The sequence below is a fragment of the Streptomyces sp. NPDC047117 genome (assembly GCF_040643545.1).
In the GTDB taxonomy this organism is placed as follows: Bacteria; Actinomycetota; Actinomycetes; order Streptomycetales; family Streptomycetaceae; genus Streptomyces.
Genome location: NZ_JBEYUN010000028.1, coordinates 64,276 through 80,852, shown reverse-complemented (window position 1 = coordinate 80,852; position 16,577 = coordinate 64,276). Strand labels below are relative to the sequence as shown.

Genomic DNA, 16,577 nt, shown 5'->3' with positions numbered 1-16,577 from the left:
GCCTGAGTTCCACGATTAAGCACTTTAAATGCTGGGACCGGCCCGCGATACGGGTCGGACAAGCCTTCTGCGCGCAGGCCGTACGCGGCTGTGCGCAGAGGTGATCCGCGTCGACGACGGCCCGGCCACGGTCAGTGGGCGGCGGCGCCGTCGTTCTTGAGGAGTCAGGCGTAGTTGACTCCGTTCCGGCTCAGGACGAGGAGCTCGCCGATGTCGATGAGCGAGCCTTTGTCGTCCTCTTCGGAGTCGGACGACGAACCGGACGGCGAGCCGGAGGCGCCGGCCGTCTCGGGCGGAGGTGCCGCCGCGGCGGCGCCCGCGGCACCCAGGACGACGAGAGCCGAGAGCACGGTCGCGGTGACCGCTGTACGCACGCGCATGAGCATCTTCTCCTTCAGTCGGATCGTCACTTGCTTGACCGGGTGGCGATCCGGAAAAACTGGCGCACTGCGCGGTCCACTCGAACAGCGGCGACGCAGGACCCCGCGGCGCCGCCCTTCGCCTGAACTGTCATACGATCTACGGCCATCGACGGAACGAGGGGGCACGGGTGTCGCGGCGGGGGAAGAAGTGGCTGGTCATTGCCTGGGGCGTACTGGTCGTCGGAGGGGGCGGGCTGGCGTTGTGGCTGAACGGCGGGGCGGACACGCCGTCGCGGCAACCCGAGCCGGAGTTCGGGTGGTTCCCGATGTCTCCCGGGCCCTCGCCGGTGACGCCCGAGCCCTCGTCCGTGCCTCCCGATTTCTCCTTGAAGGGCGCGACAGCCACCGACGAAGGGGCCGATGACTGACGATGCGTCAGAATCGGTGTCGGTTACTGTGCTCGGCCCGCGTGGACCGTTTGGGCCGAGAGCAGGAAGGCGTCGGGGCGGTGGGCGATGGCGGCCTCGTCGGCGGGGTCGGTGAGGCGTGCCAGTACCGCCCGGTCGGAGGAGTCCAGCAGCTCGGCGTACCTCTCGGCGGCGCCGGCCAGCCGGTCCGCCACGTGGTCACGCGCGTCGCCCGTGAGCGGGGCCGGCAGGTCGAGCAGGAAGCTCCGGCTGCCGGTGTCGTGCAGCCCGGCGGCGGCCAGCATCGCGGGCCAGTCCTCCGCCGTGTCGCGGTGCCCCGGCAGGTCGGCGCGCATCCGCGCGAACCACTCCTCCTGTGCCGCGTCCATCCGCGCCTGCAGACCGGGCCGCCCGATACCGATGTCGCGCGGCAGCATCCGGTCCGGCAGCCCGCCCTCGGCCACCGCGAGCACGCCGCCGGGCCGCAGCCGCCCGGCCAGCAGCGCGACCGCTGCCGCCTGGTCGCCCACGTGGTGCAGCACCTTGCTCGTCCAGATGAGGTCGGCACTGCCGAGCCCTTCGAGGCCGCCGGGCAGCTCGGCCTCGTGGGTGCGCACCCGGTCGGAAAGCCCGAGCCGCGCGGCGCGGTCGCGGACCCGGGCCAGCAGCGCCGGCGCGGGATCGATCGCCACCACCTCGGCTTCGGGGAAGGCGCGTGCCAGCAGGCAGGTGAGGACGCCGGGCCCCGAGCCGACGTCCCAGAGGCGGCGGACCGGCACCGTCCCGGACGCGTGTTCCTCCGTACCGCCCAGAAGCGTGCGCAGCCAGTCGGCGGCCTGTTCGTACATCGGCGTGGCGATCTCGGCCTGGCGCTCCAGTACCGGGGCGTGCTCGTCCCAGTCGACGTGCGTGTCGTCGTGGCCGTGTCCGTGGCCGTGACCATGGCCGTGGCCGTGGCCGTGGCCGTGCGAGTGGTGGTGCGGAGTATCGGTCATGGGCCGAGCCTCCGGCACGGCGCACCGGAGAGCAACCACCTCGGCGGCGCGGTGGCGGCACCCCGGAGCCGGCAGGGACGCGCGCCGGTCAGGCCAGGTCCGTGACCGTCACCGTGACCGTGAGCCCCGCGATGCCGTGGCCTTCGGGGCCGTCCGGCGCACACGCGCGGTGGACCGCGGCCGTCACCTCGGCGCGTACCGCGCGGGTGACGTCCAGCGCCCGGTGGCCGCGGCGTACGGCGAGGTGGATGCGCAGGCGCCACCGGCCCGAATCGTCCGGCTCGGCGCGTACACCCGCGACGCGCTGCTCGTCGGCGGCGGCGAGCAGCGGTACCGCGCCGCGCACCAGGTCGCCCAGGCCGGGGCGGAGGTAGGCCACCCCGGGGGTGTTGCGCACGGCCTCGGCGGCGGTCCGCTGGAGGAGTGCGCGCAGTTCCCGGTCGGTCCTCCCCCGGCCCTCCGCCTGCTGTGCACCGCTCATGCCGGCTCCTCCGACTCGTCGATGAGGTCGACGACCGCGACGTCGACCGCGGAGACGGTCAGGCCGACCGCCTCGTCCGCCGCCGCGCGCACCCGCCGGCGCACCTGTTCCGCCAGGTCCGGCAGCTCCCACCGCAGGCCCGCCGCGACCTCCATGCTCACCGTCATCGGGCCCTCGGGCGCCGTCAGGGTCACCCGGCAGCTTCCGGCGTGGACCGCGGGCAGTGTCTCGGCCGCCGCGCGGAACGCCTTCGCGGCCGCCGCCTCGGTGATCCAGGCGTCGTCCGCGGGCTCGCCCAGCGGCAGGGTGCGGCCGGGCCGCAGCTCGGTTCTGACCAGGTCCATCACCCGTGCCGTGAGCCGCTCGGCGGCCGCCGCGTCCGCCGCTTCGGCGGCCTCGTCGGCGGCGCCGGTCCGGGCCTCCCGTACGTAGTCGTCCAGCACGCCGAGCTGCGCCAGGGCCTCCTGGCAGTGCGGGCACCCGGCCGTGTGCGGGTCGTCCGGCGACTCCTCGGCCGCCTCCCAGACCTCCGAGAGCGTGCGGCCGCAGGGCAGCGCCGGATCCTCTTCGTACGCCTCGCCTACCGCCATGAGCTCATCGCCTCCGTCAGATGGCGGCGGGCCCGGAAAACCCGGCCGCGTACCGCCTGGTGCGTGCTGCCGACGATCTCGGCGATCTCGTCGTAGGGCAGCCCCTGGAGTTCGCGCAGGACCCAGCAGGCGCGCTGTTCGGGGGTGAGTCCCCGCATGGCGTCGCCCAGCGCTTCCACGGCCGCGTGCGACTCGGCGGCGCGGACGGGCGACGAGGCGTGCTCGGGCGCGGGCGGCTCGGGGACCGAGCCGAGGTCCTGGGTGGGGCGGCGGGCCCGCAGGATGTTCAGGCAGCGGTTGGTGACGATGCGGTACATCCACGTCGAGAACGAGGCATCGCCGCGGAACCCGGGCATCCGGCGCCAGGCGTTGACGAACGCGTCCTGCACGGCGTCCTCCGCGTCGGCCCTGCTGCCCAGGAGACGGGTCGCCAGGCGCAGCAGCGACGGGCCGTGCCGCCGTACGAGCACCTCGAACGCCCCCTCGTCCCCCTCCGCGGCCCGTGCGGCCAGGAGGCCATCGCCGGGTTCGGGCACCCGTCCGCTCCTCTCCGTCCGTACCTCGGAACATCCGTGCCAGGCATCACTGCCCCGGGGCCCATTGGGACACGCCTGGCCGCCGATGTCGCGGTACGGCACGCACAAAGCGCTCCGATTACGCCCATTATCCGATCCTTCGCCCGGCATCGCGGCCCCCGCGCGGTACGGAGAACCGCCAGAACGGGGCAGGATGGGGGCCTGGCCGGAACAGATCGGTCCGTACGGAGAGGAAGACCAGCGCGATGGAGGTCGGCGATGAGCGCCGGGTGCCCGGGCAGCAGACGCCGGAGCGGGCCGGACCGGGCACGGTGGCGGGGCGCTCGCTGCCGTCCTGGCGCCAGTGGCGCACCGCCCTGCGCCGTACGCCGGTGTCCGTGTGGAACGACGACCTGACGGACTGGGCCGCGAGCCTGACGTACTACTCCGTGCTGGCGCTGCTGCCGGCCATGATCATCACGGTGTCGCTGATCGGCCTGGCCGATCCGCCCGCGACCGGGCAGCTGATCGCGCACATCAGCTCGCTCGCCCCGGCCCAGTCCGGTGACACGCTGCACCGCGCGCTGGTCTCGATGGCCCACCAGCGGACCGCCGCCTGGCTGCTGGTGGGCGGTGCGACGGTGAGCGCCGTGTGGTCCTCGTGCAGCTATCTCGCGGTGTTCCGGCGGGCGCTGCACGCCATGCACCGGGTCAAGGACGACCGGCCGCCGTGGCGGAAGGCGCCGCGCATCCTCGGCACCGCGCTGGTGCTGCTGGCCTCGCTGATCGGCAGTGCGGTGGCGCTGCTGGCCAGCGGGCCGCTGGCGCGTGCGCTGGGGCGGGCCGTGGGCCTGGGCCGGGCCGCCGAGGCGACCTGGAACGTGGTCAAGTGGCCGTTCCTGCTGTGCCTGGCGACCGTGCTGGTGCTGGTCCTCTTCCGGTCGGGACCGGCGGCCTCGCGCGGGGTGCGGCGCGGGGTGCCCGGCGGCGTCCTCGCGGTACTGCTCTGGCTGGTCTCCTCGGCGGGCTTCGCCCTCTACGCGTCGTACGCAGGCACGTTCAGCCGGCTGTACGGCTCGCTGGCGGGACCGGTGGTGTTCCTCATCTGGCTGTGGTTCTCCCACCTCTCCCTGCTGACCGGCGCGCAGTTCAACGCCGAGCTGACGCGGGCGGCGCCGCAGCTCGCGCGGGGCAGGATCAGTGCGCCCCGTGGCCCGCTGCGACGGCTTCGATCCGCTGTGCGAGGGCGAAGTCCCGCTCGGTGATGCGGCCGCCGGCGCTGTGCGTGTTCACCGCGATGGCGAGGGTGTTGTAGCCGAGGGTCTGCTCGGAGTGGTGGTCCAGTTCCTCCTGGAGCTGGGCCACGTGCACGACCATCGCGGCAGCCGGGAGGTGGCTGTCGAAGCGGTACGTGCGGGTGAGCCGGTCCTCGGCCACCGACCAGCCCGGCAGCTCCGCCAGCCGGTCCTCGATCTCCTTGTCGGTGAGCGGATCCACCTGACCGTTCATGTCGTACCGCCTCTCGGCCGTCGCCCGGTATCTGCGTTCCAGCTTTTCCACCCACCCTCGCACGCCGAACCCGCTTTCGCGCCAATGTGCGACTCCGGCGGGGTGCGGGCGGTCAGCCCTCCTGACGCGCGGCGACCAGCGCGGCCACCCGCTCGACCGCGAAGGCGTAGCCCTGGACGCCGCAGCCCGCGATGACGCCGTCGGCGCGGTGCGAGACGTAGGAGTGGTGCCGGAACTCCTCGCGGTGATGGATGTTGGAGATGTGCACCTCGATGACGGGCAGGCCGTCGCAGGTGTTGAGGGCGTCGAGGATCGCGACCGAGGTATGGGAGTAGGCGGCCGGGTTGATCACGATGCCGGCGTGCGCGGTGCGGGCCTCGTGGATCCAGTCGACGAGCTCGCCCTCGTGGTTGGACTGCCGGCAGTCCACGGTGCCGCCGTGCGCCTCCGCGGTCTTGGCGCACAGCGCCTCCACGTCGGCGAGGGTGTCGGAGCCGTAGATCTCCGGCTGCCGCTGTCCGAGGAGGTTCAGGTTCGGGCCGTTGAGGACGAGGATCGGCGCGGTGGCGAGGGAACGGGCGGGCATCGGGCTCTCCTTCGGTGTACGGCTGCCACCTGGCGGTGTGCGGCTTCCACCGGAGATCTATCACGGACCCCGCGGCCGCCGGGCGGGCGACCGAAGAGTGATCGTCCGGGCCCCCGTGGGGCGTCAGGCCGCCGGTTCCTCGTGCTTCGGGGCGTCGGCCGCCTCCGCCGGGAGTCCCGCCTCGGCGGTCTCCCGCTCGCGTACGGTGCGCCGCGCCCGCATCCACGCGTAGACCAGGATGCCGGCGAAGAGGAACAGCACGCCCTGGTAGATCGCCGCGTACCCGGCGCCGGCCACCAGCCAGAAGGTGAAGCCGAAGGCGACCAGCGCGAGGATCAGGTCGCGGGCGAAGCGCCCTGGACGCACCTCGTCGCGGCGCCCGGTGAGCAGGTAGTAGATCTGCGCGGCGGCGGCGAGGAGGTAGGGGACGGTGGCCGAGAAGGTGGTGATCAGGACGAGGATCTCGAAGACGCCGCCGGCGCCGGAGACGTAGTTGACCACGGTCAGCGCGCTGGCCAGGATCGCCGAGGCGAGCACGCCGAAGGTCGGCACGCCGCGCCGCTTCTTCTGGAAGGCGGCCGGGAAGAGGCCGTCCCGCGCGGCGGCGTACGGGGACTGGGCGCTCATCAGCGTCCAGCCGTTCAGCGCGCCGACGATGGAGATCACCGCGGCGGCGGCGACCAGCATGCCGCCCCAGTGGCCGCCGAACATCACGTTGATGGCGTCGGAGAACGGCGCCTTGGAGTCGACCAGCTTGTCGTGCGGGACGGTGCCGAAGACGGAGACCGTGCCGAGGAGGTAGACGACCGCGGCGCCGACGACGCCGAGGACGGTGGCCCGGCCGACGTTCCGCTGCGGGTTGCGCACCTCGCCGGCGCTCATCGCGGCGGACTCCAGGCCGAGGTAGCTGTAGAGGAGGAAGGCCGCCGCCGCGGACAGGCCGCCCAGCGCGCTGCCGCCGCCCGCGTTGAACGAGCCGAGGTTGTCCGCGTCGAAGAAGAACAGCCCCGCGATCGCGATGAAGAGGAGGGGGATGAACTTCAGGACGGTGGCGATCAGCTGGACCGCGCCGACGTAGCGGGTACCGGCGAAGTTGGAGATCGCCGGGAGCCAGAGCGCGGCCAGTGCGACGGTCAGGTCCAGGCCCGTGGAGGCGTGGCCGGGGAAGAGCACATGGACGTACCCGACGGCCGCGACGGCGAGCGCCGCGTTGCTGACCCAGGCCATGGTCCAGTACGACCAGGCGGACAGGAAGCCGGCGAAGTCGCCGAACGCCTCACGGGCGTAGACGTACGGGCCGCCGGTGTCGGGATGACGCTGCGCCAGCCGCCCGAAGACCAGGGCGAGTGCGATGGCGCCCAGGGTCAGGACGCCGAAGGCGACGAGGCTGACGGTCCCGAAGGGGGCGACCGAGGCGGGGAGCAGGAAGATGCCGCCCCCGATGATGTTGCCCATCACCAGGGCGGTGGCGGTCCCCAGACCGAAGCGGCGGGTGTGCCGGTCGTGCATGGCGCGTGGTGGCTCTCTCTTGTGCTCTGCGCCCGAGGATCGCCGGACGCCCTGCGCACCGGGCCAGTGTCGGGCACCGGGCGCGCCGCGCCCGGCCGGACGGCCGCGGGCGCCCCACCATCGTCCGGGACCCCGGAGGCCGCCTCAAAATCAGCGCTGTTCCTCCTGTGGGCCGCCCCGGCCGGGCGAAAAACCTTCGGGCACCGCGCCTCGTGGCCGGATTTCGTTCACGGCGGGCCGGGAACCGTCGCCGACAGGGCGCTCCTCCGCGGGCGGTTCCCCGCTGGCCGGCGGCTCCCCGACCGGTACCGCCGGGCCGCCGCCCTCGGTCAGCCAGCGCCGGAAGACGTAGTGGACCCGCTCGGCGCCGACCAGTTCCGTGCCCTCCCCCACGGGCGGCGTGAGCCCCTCGGGCCAGAGGAGGAAGGGGTGGGACTGCGGCCCGCCGAGCCCGCCGTGCGAGCCGATCTGCTCCTCGAAGGCGTGCACCTCACCCGTCTCCGGATCGCAGCAGGAGTTGATCATGATGTCGGCGACGTGCGGGAAGCCGTCGGTGCGGCGTACGGCGTCCGCGGCGCCCGGCCCGAACGGCGCCAGCGGGTCCTCGCCGGTCACCAGCCCGCTGTCGAGATGGTGGGCGCCGCCGCGCGGCCCGAGCACCACCGCGCCGTGCTCCTCGGACCGGACGAGCAGGAAGCCGATGCCGGGGTGCTCGGCCAGCGTGCTCAGCAGCGCCGGGTTGCGCCGGTCGATCTGCTCGCGGGTCGCCCGGCCCGCTATCGACGGGAAGGAGACCAGGCCGAGGTTGCCGGAGGCCAGCACGATCGGCTCGGCCGCCCGCCGGGCCCGCCGCGTGGTCTCCTCCGGCTCCTCCTCGGGGCGGCGCAGCGCGGCGCGCGCGGTGTTCCTGGCCTCGGCGCCGGTGGGGCTGCGGCGCGCCCGCCGCGGCACGGGCAGCCCGCAGCCGGCCCGCACCAGGTCCTCCAGCGTCAGCCCGTACCGTCCGGCGAAGGTCTCGCCGGGGCTCTGGCCGTGGTCGGAGAGGAGCACGATGCGGTACGGACGCGGCGCGTGCCGGGCGACCTTGGCGATCAGCGCGAGCGAGCGGTCCAGGCGTTCCAGCACCAGCCGGGCGTCCCGGCTCGCCGGCCCCGAGTGGTGCGCGACCTCGTCGTACGCGACCAGGTCGGCGTAGACCGCGGTACGGCCCACGAGCATGTCGCCGATCACCGCGGCGACCACCACGTCCCGCTCCACGACGGTCGCGAAGGCCCGTACGAAGGGGTAGAGGCCGCCGCGCTTGACCCGGGGGCCGGTCCCGCGGAAGCGGGCCCGCAGCGCCTGGCCGATCTCGCGGAAGACCTCGACGACGAAGGAGGCGGCGGTGCGGGTGGCGTTCGCCGGGTCGGAGAAGTAGGCGAAGTAGCCGGCCCGCGAGCGGTTGTACCGGCCGCGCCGGGCGGCGACCGAGAGCACCAGCGCGAGCTGCGCCGCGCCGCCGCTGAAGAGATTGCCGCGGCTGGCGCCGTCCACGCTGAGCAGGCCGCCGTCGCCGGTCCTGGCCATGGCGCGGCGCTGCAGCTCGGCGGCGCTGGTCGGGCGGTTGCTGACGACGACCTCGCCGGTGTCCTTCTCGTACCAGCGGAAGGCGGGCAGGTCGTGGTTGGTGCCGTGCAGGATGCCGAGCTGGCTGGCACCGGTCTGACTGGACCAGTCGGTGCGCCAGGGGGTGAGCGTGTGGGTCGTGCCGGCCCAGGCCGCGACGGTGGGCATGAGCGGGTCGGGGCCGGCCAGCGCGTCGGCGAGCACGTCGTGCCCGACGCCGTCGAGCTGGAGGAAGACCGTGCCGGGCGGGGCGCCCGCCGGGTCCTGCACCACCGTGCTGCGGCGCCGCAGCGCGAGCCGGGCCAGCCGCCGGCGGTAGGCGTCGTCGTCGCCGACCGCGAGGGCCGCACCGGTCGCGGAGGAGACCGCCGACATCACGGCCGCGACCACCACCGCGGTCTCCGGGGAGGCGGCACCGCGCCCGTCGGGGACCAGCCAGAGCGCGATCAGCAGCAGCGAGCCGTTGAGCGCGAAGACCAGCAGGCCGAGCACGAGCGCGGGCACCAGCAGCAGGGTGCGGACGAGCACCGGCCACACCAGGGCGCCGAGCAGGCCGTAGGCCCCGGCGGCGAGCGCGGCGGTGACCGCGATGCGGGTGGCGCTGTCGCCGTCGGCGGACTGGAGCCGGAAGTCGGGCAGCGCACCGGCCAGCGCGAGCATGGCGACGGTTGAGACCGCCCAGACCGCGATCACTCGCAGCAGGGCACCGCCCGCGCTCCGCCATCGGGGTCGCCGCACTCCGCACTCACCTTTCCTCACCGATGTCCCGGTACGGGTGTCCGGTACGCGCCTCAGCGTGCCACACCGGCACGAGGGGCCGGATCGTGGCGTTACGTCACACGTGCGCATCGGGCATGAGGACGGTGACGGCAGCCGGGGGCGGTCCTCGGGAATCGCTCCGCCGGCGGTCCCATGGACATGATTTGGCAGGATGAAGCGTGATCACTTTGCATACGCAGCGGCTCGTGCTGCGCCGCTGGCTCCCCGGGGACCTCCAGCCGATGGCGACCGTGAACGCCGATCCCGAAGTGATGCGCTGGATCGGGAGCGGCGCGACGCGCAGCCTGACGCAGACCGCCTCCGGCATCTCCTCCTGGGAACAGGAGTGGGACATCGAGGGCTTCGGACTCTTCGCGGTGGAGCTGCGGGACTCGGGGGAGCTCGCGGGGTTCACCGGCCTGTCCGTACCGCACTTCCTGCCTCAGGTGCTGCCCGCCGTGGAGATCGGCTGGCGGCTGGGGCAGCCGTACTGGGGCCGGGGCATCGCCACGGAGGCGGCGCGGGCCGCGCTGGACTACGGCTTCCGCGAGCGCGGGCTGGAACGGATCATCAGCATCGCGCAGCGCGGCAACGACGCCTCCGAGCGGATCATGCGGAAGCTGGGCATGCGCCCGGACCGCGAGACGGTCGACCCGACCTGCGGCCGGGCGGTCCGGGTGTACGTCATCGACGCCCCTGACGCGGAGCGCCGGGCGGGGTGAGAGCTACGCTCGGAGGAGCGGACGGAACGGGTACGGGCGGACGAGGCGAGGAGGTCTTCGGTGCCGGTGGAGGTCACCTGGTGGGGACATGCCACCGCGACGGTCGAGGACTCCGGCGTCCGGCTGCTGACCGATCCGCTCTTCGTCCGGCGCCTGGCGCACCTGCGGCGCCGGCGCGGCCCCGTCCCCGACGGCCGCGCCGCGGTGGCCGACGCCGTGCTCATCTCCCACCTGCACTCCGACCATCTCCACCTCCCCTCGCTCGCCCGGCTCGCGCCCGGCACCCGGCTGATCGTGCCGCGCGGCGCACCGGCCGCGCTGCCGGGGCTCCGCCGCACCGCGGCCGCCGGTGAGCTGCCCCTCACCGAGCTCGAAGCGGGCGAGGAGACGGCGGTCGGCGCACTGACCGTGCGGGCGGTGCGCGCCGCGCACGACGGACGGCGGCTGCCGTACGGACCGCACCGCGTGCCGGCGCTCGGCTATGTGGTCCGGGGCACGGCCACGACGTACTTCGCGGGGGACACCGGGCTCTTCGACGACATGGCTGACGAGGTCGGGACGTGCGACGTGGCGCTGCTGCCGGTGGGCGGCTGGGGCCCGTTCCTCGGTCACGGGCACCTGGACGCGCACCGTGCGGCGGTGGCGGCGGCCCGGCTCGCGCCGCGCGACGCGGTGCCGGTGCACTACGGCACGTACTGGCCGATCGGCATGGACGCGGTGCGGCCGCACGAATTCCACGCACCCGGACAGGAGTTCGTCCGGCAGTCGGCGCTGCTGGCGCCCGAGGTGACGGTGCATCAGCTGGAGCACGGCGGTTCCGCGCGGCTGGCGGCGGGCCGGTGAACACGTACCGGGCGTCCGAACCCCTGGCCGAACTCGCTTCCCAGGCACCGCAGTTGATGGACCGGCTGGCGGCCGTCGTACCGCCGGAGACCACCCAGCAGGCGGCCGGCTACCCCTCCCTCTTCGTCCTGGTGGTCCTCGGCTCACTGGTCCCGGTGGTCCCGACGGGCGCCCTGGTCAGTTCCGCGGCGGCGGTCGCCTTCCACCACACCGCGCCGTTCTCACTGCTGCTGGTCTTCCTCACCGCGTCGGCCGCCGCGTTCCTCGGCGACCTCGGGCTGTACTGGCTGGGCGCGCGCGGGGTGCGGTCGAAGAACGGCTCGCGCTGGCTGGAGCGGCTGCGCGAACGGTCGGCGCCGGAGCGGCTGGCGCAGGCGCGGGCGCGGCTGGAGGAGCACGGCGTCCAGGTGCTCGTGCTGTCCCGGCTCGTGCCGGCCGGGCGCATCCCCGTCATGCTGGCCTGCCTGCTGGCGAAGCAGCCGGTCCGCTGGTTCGCCCGCGGCGACCTGCCGGCCTGCCTGGCCTGGGCGGCGACGTACCAGCTCATCGGCATCCTGGGCGGCTCGCTCTTCAGCGAACCGTGGCAGGGCGTGGCCGCGGCGGTGGGCCTGACGGTCCTGCTCAGCGCGGCACCGGCCGCCTGGCGCCGGATCCGCAGGCCGCACGACCGCACGCCCTGAGGCCCCGTCACGCACCGGCCGCGGGGCCGCCCGATCTCAGTACGGCGTCCAGTTCTCGCAACGATGCCTCTACGGACGGAACTTGGAGCGGGTCGGGGGCGGCCAGGAGGCGCCGGCGGCGGTCCGCGTCCGGGTCGAACAGTGCCTCGGTGCTCAGCCGGACGCGCAGCGCCTTGGGGTCGTCGCCGAAGCGGTGGCCGCCGCGGGCCGCCCACGGAGCCAGCACCTGCTCCAGTGCGGCCGGTCCGGTCACGCCGCGGGCGGCGAACGCGGGCCGCAGCGCTTCGAGGTCGGCGTAGAGGTGGTTGCCGGCGTGCGGCGGGCGGCACACGGCGCCGGCGCCGGTGAGCGTGCGGTGCAGTCCGGCGGCGAGCCGGCCGTGCAGCCGGGCCGCCGCCGCGGTCCGCTCCCGTACGGTGGCCGGCTCGGTGAGCGCGTGGCCGACGGCGGCGGCGAGCGGGCCCGGCAGCGGCGTCGCGAGCCCGGACAGCGCGGCGAGCGCCGCGGCGCACAGGGCCTCGCCGGGGCCGGTGGCGGGGAAGCGGGCGAGCGCGGCGGGCCAGGAGGCCGGCACGAGCGTGACCCGCAGGTCGGCGAGGACGACGACGCTGCCGGGCAGCATCTCGGCGGGGCTGAGCACCACCGTGTCGTGCGGGTCGTGCAGCAGGTCGCGGCGGGTCTCGTCGCTGACGATCCACAGTCCTTCGCCGGCCGCCGCCTCGCACACCTCGTGCAGCTGCTCGGGCGGCGGGCAGGTGCCGGTGGGGTCGTCGGCGACGGACAGCAGCAGCACCTTCGGTTCGCCGCCGGCGTCCCGCGCCCGGTGCACGGCCTCCAGGAGCGTGAACGGGTCCGGTACGCCGCCGGACTCGGCCGGTGCCGGCGCCGGGTGCACGGCACGGCCCAGCAGCCGGGCCTGCGGCGTGTACCACGCGGCGCACGGGCGGGGCACGACGATGTCGCCGCCGGCCGCGGCGAGCAGCCCGAGCAGCAGGGCGGGCGCGCCGGGCCCGGCCAGTACGCGGTCCTCGGTGGTCACCAGGCCGCGGCGCTCGAAGTAGCCGCAGGCGGCGGTGCGCAGCGGCCGGGCGCCGCCGGGCGGTTCGGGCGCGGTGCGGTCGGCCGCCGCAGCGAGGTGCGCGGCCAGCTCCGGGAGGACGGGCAGTCCCATGGGCGGATCCGGATCCGGGTGCGGCTCCGGGGCGCTCGGCTGCATCCGTACCTCCACTCTCCACGGCAGGTCGTGGGCCCGCGCGGTGCACGGGCCGCGACCACCCTCGCAGATCGGGGAGGTGCCGGGCGGGAGGACACGTCACCGCCCGGGCCCCGGGCCGCCGTCAGCGCCGGCCGTTCCCCTCGCGCAGCACGCGCAGCTCCCGCTCCAGGCCGCGGCCGCGGGTCCGGACGACGGCGACGGCGAGGTCGTGCAGCTTGCGGTTGGTCCGCTGGGAGAGCCGGCGCAGCATGTCGAACGCGTCGCCCGCGTCACAGCCCAGCACGTACATCATGATGCCGCAGGCCTGGTCGATGACCGGGCGGGAGCGCAGCGCCGCGTCCAGCCGGCCGACCTCGGCCAGCGCCCGTCGGTAGTTGCGGTCGCGGGCGAGCCCGGTGGCGGCGAGGTCGCCGAGCGCCGCTGCCGCGCAGTCGCCGGGCTCGACGGAGAGGCCGGGCCGGAAGCCGTAGACGGTGACGGTGACCGCCAGTCCGTCGCGGAGGTACGGCAGCGTGGTGCTGGAGCGTACGCCGGCCTCCAGGGCCTCCGTGCGGTACGCGGGCCAGCGGTCCTCGTGCAGCAGATCGTCGGAGCTGACGGGGTGTCCGGAGGCGAGGGCCGCCCGGATGGGCCCTTCGCCGGTCTCCCACTGGACGCTGACCAGAGTGGACAGGTCGGGGTGGGTGACGGCGGCGGGCGGATCGTCGGCCGCTTCGCCGGTCGTGACGGTGGCCGTGGCGCCGCAGCTGTCCGGGGTGCATCGCGCGGCCACGTCCGCGAGGTTCGCGAGGCTCCGGGCGGACGAGCCCTGGGAGTCGCCGGGTTCGTCCACCGGGCAGAGGGTGTGGGTCACCATGTCCAGTCATTCCCTCGGTCGGTGCGTCGGGCGGGCGTCACGGCGGAGCGCCGCGGCCGTCCCCGCATATGTCGGGGGCCCTGCCCGTAGGGACTCGAATGCCCGGCACGCGGGCGCGGAAAACGCCGGTATCCCGTCGTTCGAACGCAGTTCACCGGGCTCCGGCCCATCCGCCACGCGCGCCTCTCGTATGCGCCGCGCCAGGGCCGGTTCCGGCCCGGCACCGCCCTTTCTCCATGCCCCGTCGCGCGCCCACGACCTGCTGCTTCTCCGAACGGAAGGGGGGTCTTCCGGACGTGATGGGTTACGGGCGGGGCCGGTACCGGCCGGTCCGGATACGGTGTGGGCATGGCCGGGGTAGAGCAATCAGCCGGCGGAGAGCTCGCCGACTTCCGCAAGCGGGTCGAAGAACTGCGGAGCGCGCGCACGCTCCCGTCGCAGGAACAGCAGCCGACGCTGGACGCTGCGCTCTTCGAGCTGCAGCACGTCGTCGACGTGCTGCTGCCGCGATACGAAGGGCTGGCGGGGGCCGAGCGGAACAACCACTCGCGGGCGGGGACGGAGGAGCAGCAGCTGCTGCGCGCGCTGTTCCAGCGGACGCCGTGCGTCGTCGCGTTGCTCGACCCGGACACGGTCGTACGGCGGCTGAACTTCGCGGGCACGATCCTCTTCGGGATGCGCGCGGGGTACGCCACCGGGCGCCCGCTCACCGGCTCGCTGGCCCCCGAGGTGCGGGCCGCCTTCCGGTCCCAGGTCGCCGCGGTGGCCCGCAACGAGGGCGACCGCAGCATGGTCGTCCGGCTGCTCCGTACGCCGGACGGGCCCGGGGAGCCGCTGCGGGCGACGATGACGGCGCTGCGCCCGCCGCAGGAGCCGGGCAACGCCGTCCTCACCGTCTTCCACACCGGCGGCGCCGCGCCCGCGTACGACCCGCCGTCGGTCAACGGCACGGAACGCGAGGACGAACAGCGGGAGAACCGCGCGGCACGGCAGCGCGGGAGCACCCCGGCGCCGCCCGCGCAGCGCGCCGCGCCGTCGGCCCGGCAGGTGCCCGACCCGCCCCGCCCGCTCTCCCGTGCGCACCTCGCGGAGGTCACGCAGGGCGCGGAACTGATGGACCTGCTGGACGACACGACCACGGCGCTGCTGTCCGGCCCGCCGGGGGACGCGACGCCGGACGGCGAGCGGCCGCCGGCCGCGGTGGAGCGGGCCCTGCGGGAGCTGCACGGGCGGTTCGCCGACTGGGTGGTCCTGGACCAGGAGGCCCCCGGGGCAGAGGCCGCACGGGACGGGCACGCGCCCGGTGCGCTGCGCCGGTCGCTGGTGCTCGGCCCCGAGGACAGCGACGACCTCGCGGCGGCCCTGGCCGGACAGGACCCGGCCGGCTGCCCGCTCGCCGAGGACACCGCCCGTACCGGCAGTTCGGCCGTCCAGGTGCGGCCGGACGACCTGGCGGCCTTCGGGCACGACGCTGCGGGCGCGCCGCTGCTGGCGCGCGCCGCCGTCACGTCGTTGCTGTGCGTGCCGCTGCGCGAGCCGGGCGGCCCCGTACGGGGTGTGCTCACGCTCTTCCGTACGGGGACCCGACGCGCGTTCAGTCTCGCCGAGGCCGGTGCCGTGGACCGGCTGTCGCGCCACCTCGGGCTGGCACTGCGCGACAGCCGGCCCTGAGCACCGGGCCCGGCCCTGCGGTCAGGACGCCGCGTACTCACCCTGGCGGGCGCCGACCTGGTCGGCGAGGCGCCGGCAGGTCCGGCTGATGATGCGCGAGACGTGCATCTGGGAGATGCCCAGCCGGTCGGCGATCCGGCTCTGCGTCATGTCGCAGAAGAACCGCATGTAGAGGATCTCCCGCTCGCGCTCGGGCAGTTTGCGCAGCTTCGGCTTGACCGCCTCACGTGCCAGCACGAGGTCGAAGCCGGACTCGGACGAGCCGAGCGTGTCCGCCAGCGAGTAGCCGTCGTCGGCACCGGGCAGCTCCGCGTCCAGCGACAGCGTGGTGAAGCTGTCCAGCGCCTGGCTGCCGAGCAGCACCTCCTCCAGGGACATGCCGGTGTGCTCGGCGATCTCCTCGGGGGTGGGCCCGCGGTCGTCCACGCTGCGGGTCAGCTCCTGCCGTGCGGCACGGACGCGGTTGCGCAGCTCCTGCACCCGACGGGGTACGTGCAGCCCCCACATGTGGTCGCGGAAGTGGCGCTTGACCTCGCCCACGATCGTCGGCACGGCGAAGCTCTCGAAGGCGCAGCCGCGGTCGGGGTCGTACCGGTCCACGGCCTTCACCAGGCCGAGCGCCGCGACCTGCTGGAGGTCCTCGGCGGCCTCACCGCGGTTGCGGAACCGCAGCGCGAGCCGTTCGGACATCGGGAGCCAGGCACAGACCACGCTCTGCCGCAGCTCGTCACGCTCGGGGCCGGCCGGCAGCGCGACCAGCCGCCGGAAGTCCCCCGCGGTGTCGGGCGCGTCGTGATGGGAGTGGCGACCGCGCTGACGGGGTGCGGGCGGGGGCGGGGGCTTGTTCGCGGAGACGCGGCGCTGCTTCGTGCGGCGGCCCGGCTTGCCGGGCGGCCTGCTCGGCGCCTGTTCGCTCCGCCGACGGGTGCTGCGCTGCTCGGAGGTGGGTTCTATCGGGGTACGCGCTTCTTCGACCTGGGGTGTCATGGGCATGGTCTGGGCTCCCTGATCCGTCGACTTCAGAGTCCGTCGAACCCGCGGAAGCACGACCGGTCAGGCGCGCCCGACACAGGAGTCATGCGACTTCCACGGGCGTGCCTCCGGTCCGAAGCACGGTTAGTCGCGTGCCCGGCCCCCTGACCCGTAAACACCTTTGGCGAAACACAGTTCGCCCTGCGCGCCGTGCGTGCGCTCCCGCACGCCCTCGACCGCCGTACTTGCCTCCGGGGTAACCCACCGCACGCATCCCACACCCGCCGCCCGGTACGAAA

The 16,577-nt window shown here is 74.6% G+C and carries 17 protein-coding genes; 5 read left to right on the top strand and 12 right to left on the bottom strand.

Annotation, left to right across the window (positions count from 1 at the left end):
• Window positions 1-164 precede the first annotated feature (164 nt).
• The 5 genes from ABZ840_RS35090 to ABZ840_RS35070 form a co-directional block, all read right to left on the bottom strand.
• Entirely contained in the window at window positions 165-380 is a 216-nt protein-coding gene (locus ABZ840_RS35090; RefSeq protein WP_361567256.1) for a hypothetical protein, read from the bottom strand.
• Window positions 381-813: 433 nt separating this feature from the next.
• Entirely contained in the window at window positions 814-1,764 is a 951-nt protein-coding gene (locus ABZ840_RS35085; RefSeq protein WP_361567254.1) for a class I SAM-dependent methyltransferase, read from the bottom strand.
• An 88-nt stretch (window positions 1,765-1,852) separates the two neighbouring features.
• Window positions 1,853-2,245, bottom strand: coding sequence for an Asp23/Gls24 family envelope stress response protein (locus tag ABZ840_RS35080; protein WP_361567251.1), 393 nt, complete (start codon window positions 2,243-2,245; stop codon window positions 1,853-1,855).
• Complete coding sequence (locus ABZ840_RS35075; protein WP_361567248.1) at window positions 2,242-2,835, bottom strand: Asp23/Gls24 family envelope stress response protein; 594 nt, start codon at window positions 2,833-2,835, stop codon at window positions 2,242-2,244. The genes ABZ840_RS35080 and ABZ840_RS35075 overlap by 4 nt, the downstream gene beginning before the upstream one ends.
• Window positions 2,826-3,371: a sigma-70 family RNA polymerase sigma factor gene (locus tag ABZ840_RS35070; protein WP_361567246.1), complete on the bottom strand. Its 546-nt coding sequence runs from the start codon at window positions 3,369-3,371 to the stop codon at window positions 2,826-2,828. Before ABZ840_RS35070 ends, ABZ840_RS35075 begins: the two co-directional genes overlap by 10 nt.
• Window positions 3,372-3,616: 245 nt before the next feature.
• Here ABZ840_RS35070 and ABZ840_RS35065 point away from each other — a divergent pair, with 245 nt between their 5' ends.
• Complete coding sequence (locus tag ABZ840_RS35065; protein ID WP_361567243.1) at window positions 3,617-4,615, top strand: YihY/virulence factor BrkB family protein; 999 nt, start codon at window positions 3,617-3,619, stop codon at window positions 4,613-4,615.
• Here the strand turns inward: ABZ840_RS35065 and ABZ840_RS35060 are convergent.
• The 4 genes from ABZ840_RS35060 to ABZ840_RS35045 form a co-directional block, all read right to left on the bottom strand.
• On the bottom strand, window positions 4,548-4,859 hold the full coding sequence (locus ABZ840_RS35060) for a 4a-hydroxytetrahydrobiopterin dehydratase (RefSeq protein WP_361567241.1): 312 nt from the start codon (window positions 4,857-4,859) through the stop codon (window positions 4,548-4,550). The two genes, ABZ840_RS35065 and ABZ840_RS35060, sit on opposite strands and share 68 nt — an antisense overlap.
• A gap of 112 nt (window positions 4,860-4,971) precedes the next feature.
• The gene (gene aroQ, locus ABZ840_RS35055) at window positions 4,972-5,445 is read right to left on the bottom strand and encodes a type II 3-dehydroquinate dehydratase (RefSeq protein WP_361567239.1); all 474 of its coding nucleotides are present in this window, start codon (window positions 5,443-5,445) and stop codon (window positions 4,972-4,974) included.
• 123 nt (window positions 5,446-5,568) lie between these two features.
• Window positions 5,569-6,954, bottom strand: a complete 1,386-nt coding sequence (locus ABZ840_RS35050) for an amino acid permease (protein WP_361567236.1) — start codon at window positions 6,952-6,954, stop codon at window positions 5,569-5,571.
• Window positions 6,955-7,104: 150 nt separating this feature from the next.
• Window positions 7,105-9,297: a phage holin family protein gene (locus ABZ840_RS35045; RefSeq protein WP_361567233.1), complete on the bottom strand. Its 2,193-nt coding sequence runs from the start codon at window positions 9,295-9,297 to the stop codon at window positions 7,105-7,107.
• A gap of 200 nt (window positions 9,298-9,497) precedes the next feature.
• Here ABZ840_RS35045 and ABZ840_RS35040 point away from each other — a divergent pair, with 200 nt between their 5' ends.
• From ABZ840_RS35040 to ABZ840_RS35030, 3 genes are read left to right on the top strand one after another with little or no spacing between them, the layout of a single operon-like run.
• Window positions 9,498-10,040, top strand: a complete 543-nt coding sequence (locus tag ABZ840_RS35040) for a GNAT family N-acetyltransferase (RefSeq protein WP_361567230.1) — start codon at window positions 9,498-9,500, stop codon at window positions 10,038-10,040.
• 60 nt (window positions 10,041-10,100) lie between these two features.
• Window positions 10,101-10,883, top strand: a complete 783-nt coding sequence (locus ABZ840_RS35035) for an MBL fold metallo-hydrolase (RefSeq protein ID WP_361567228.1) — start codon at window positions 10,101-10,103, stop codon at window positions 10,881-10,883.
• A 56-nt stretch (window positions 10,884-10,939) separates the two neighbouring features.
• Window positions 10,940-11,563 carry a VTT domain-containing protein gene (locus tag ABZ840_RS35030; RefSeq protein WP_361567268.1) on the top strand — a complete coding sequence of 208 codons (624 nt, stop codon included), beginning with the start codon at window positions 10,940-10,942 and terminating at the stop codon, window positions 11,561-11,563.
• 7 nt (window positions 11,564-11,570) lie between these two features.
• Here the strand turns inward: ABZ840_RS35030 and ABZ840_RS35025 are convergent, their stop codons facing one another.
• Both ABZ840_RS35025 and ABZ840_RS35020 read right to left on the bottom strand, forming a co-directional pair.
• Window positions 11,571-12,779 carry an aminotransferase class I/II-fold pyridoxal phosphate-dependent enzyme gene (locus ABZ840_RS35025; RefSeq protein ID WP_361567225.1) on the bottom strand — a complete coding sequence of 403 codons (1,209 nt, stop codon included), beginning with the start codon at window positions 12,777-12,779 and terminating at the stop codon, window positions 11,571-11,573.
• A gap of 121 nt (window positions 12,780-12,900) precedes the next feature.
• Entirely contained in the window at window positions 12,901-13,635 is a 735-nt protein-coding gene (locus ABZ840_RS35020; protein ID WP_361567222.1) for an ANTAR domain-containing protein, read from the bottom strand.
• A gap of 348 nt (window positions 13,636-13,983) precedes the next feature.
• Between ABZ840_RS35020 and ABZ840_RS35015 the strand changes: the two genes are divergently transcribed.
• A complete protein-coding gene (locus ABZ840_RS35015; protein ID WP_361567219.1) occupies window positions 13,984-15,306 on the top strand; it encodes a PAS domain-containing protein in 1,323 nt (440 codons plus the stop codon).
• A 21-nt stretch (window positions 15,307-15,327) separates the two neighbouring features.
• On the opposite strand, the gene ABZ840_RS35010 is transcribed toward ABZ840_RS35015, so the two are convergent.
• Window positions 15,328-16,299 carry a SigB/SigF/SigG family RNA polymerase sigma factor gene (locus tag ABZ840_RS35010; protein ID WP_361567216.1) on the bottom strand — a complete coding sequence of 324 codons (972 nt, stop codon included), beginning with the start codon at window positions 16,297-16,299 and terminating at the stop codon, window positions 15,328-15,330.
• Window positions 16,300-16,577: the final 278 nt, after the last annotated feature.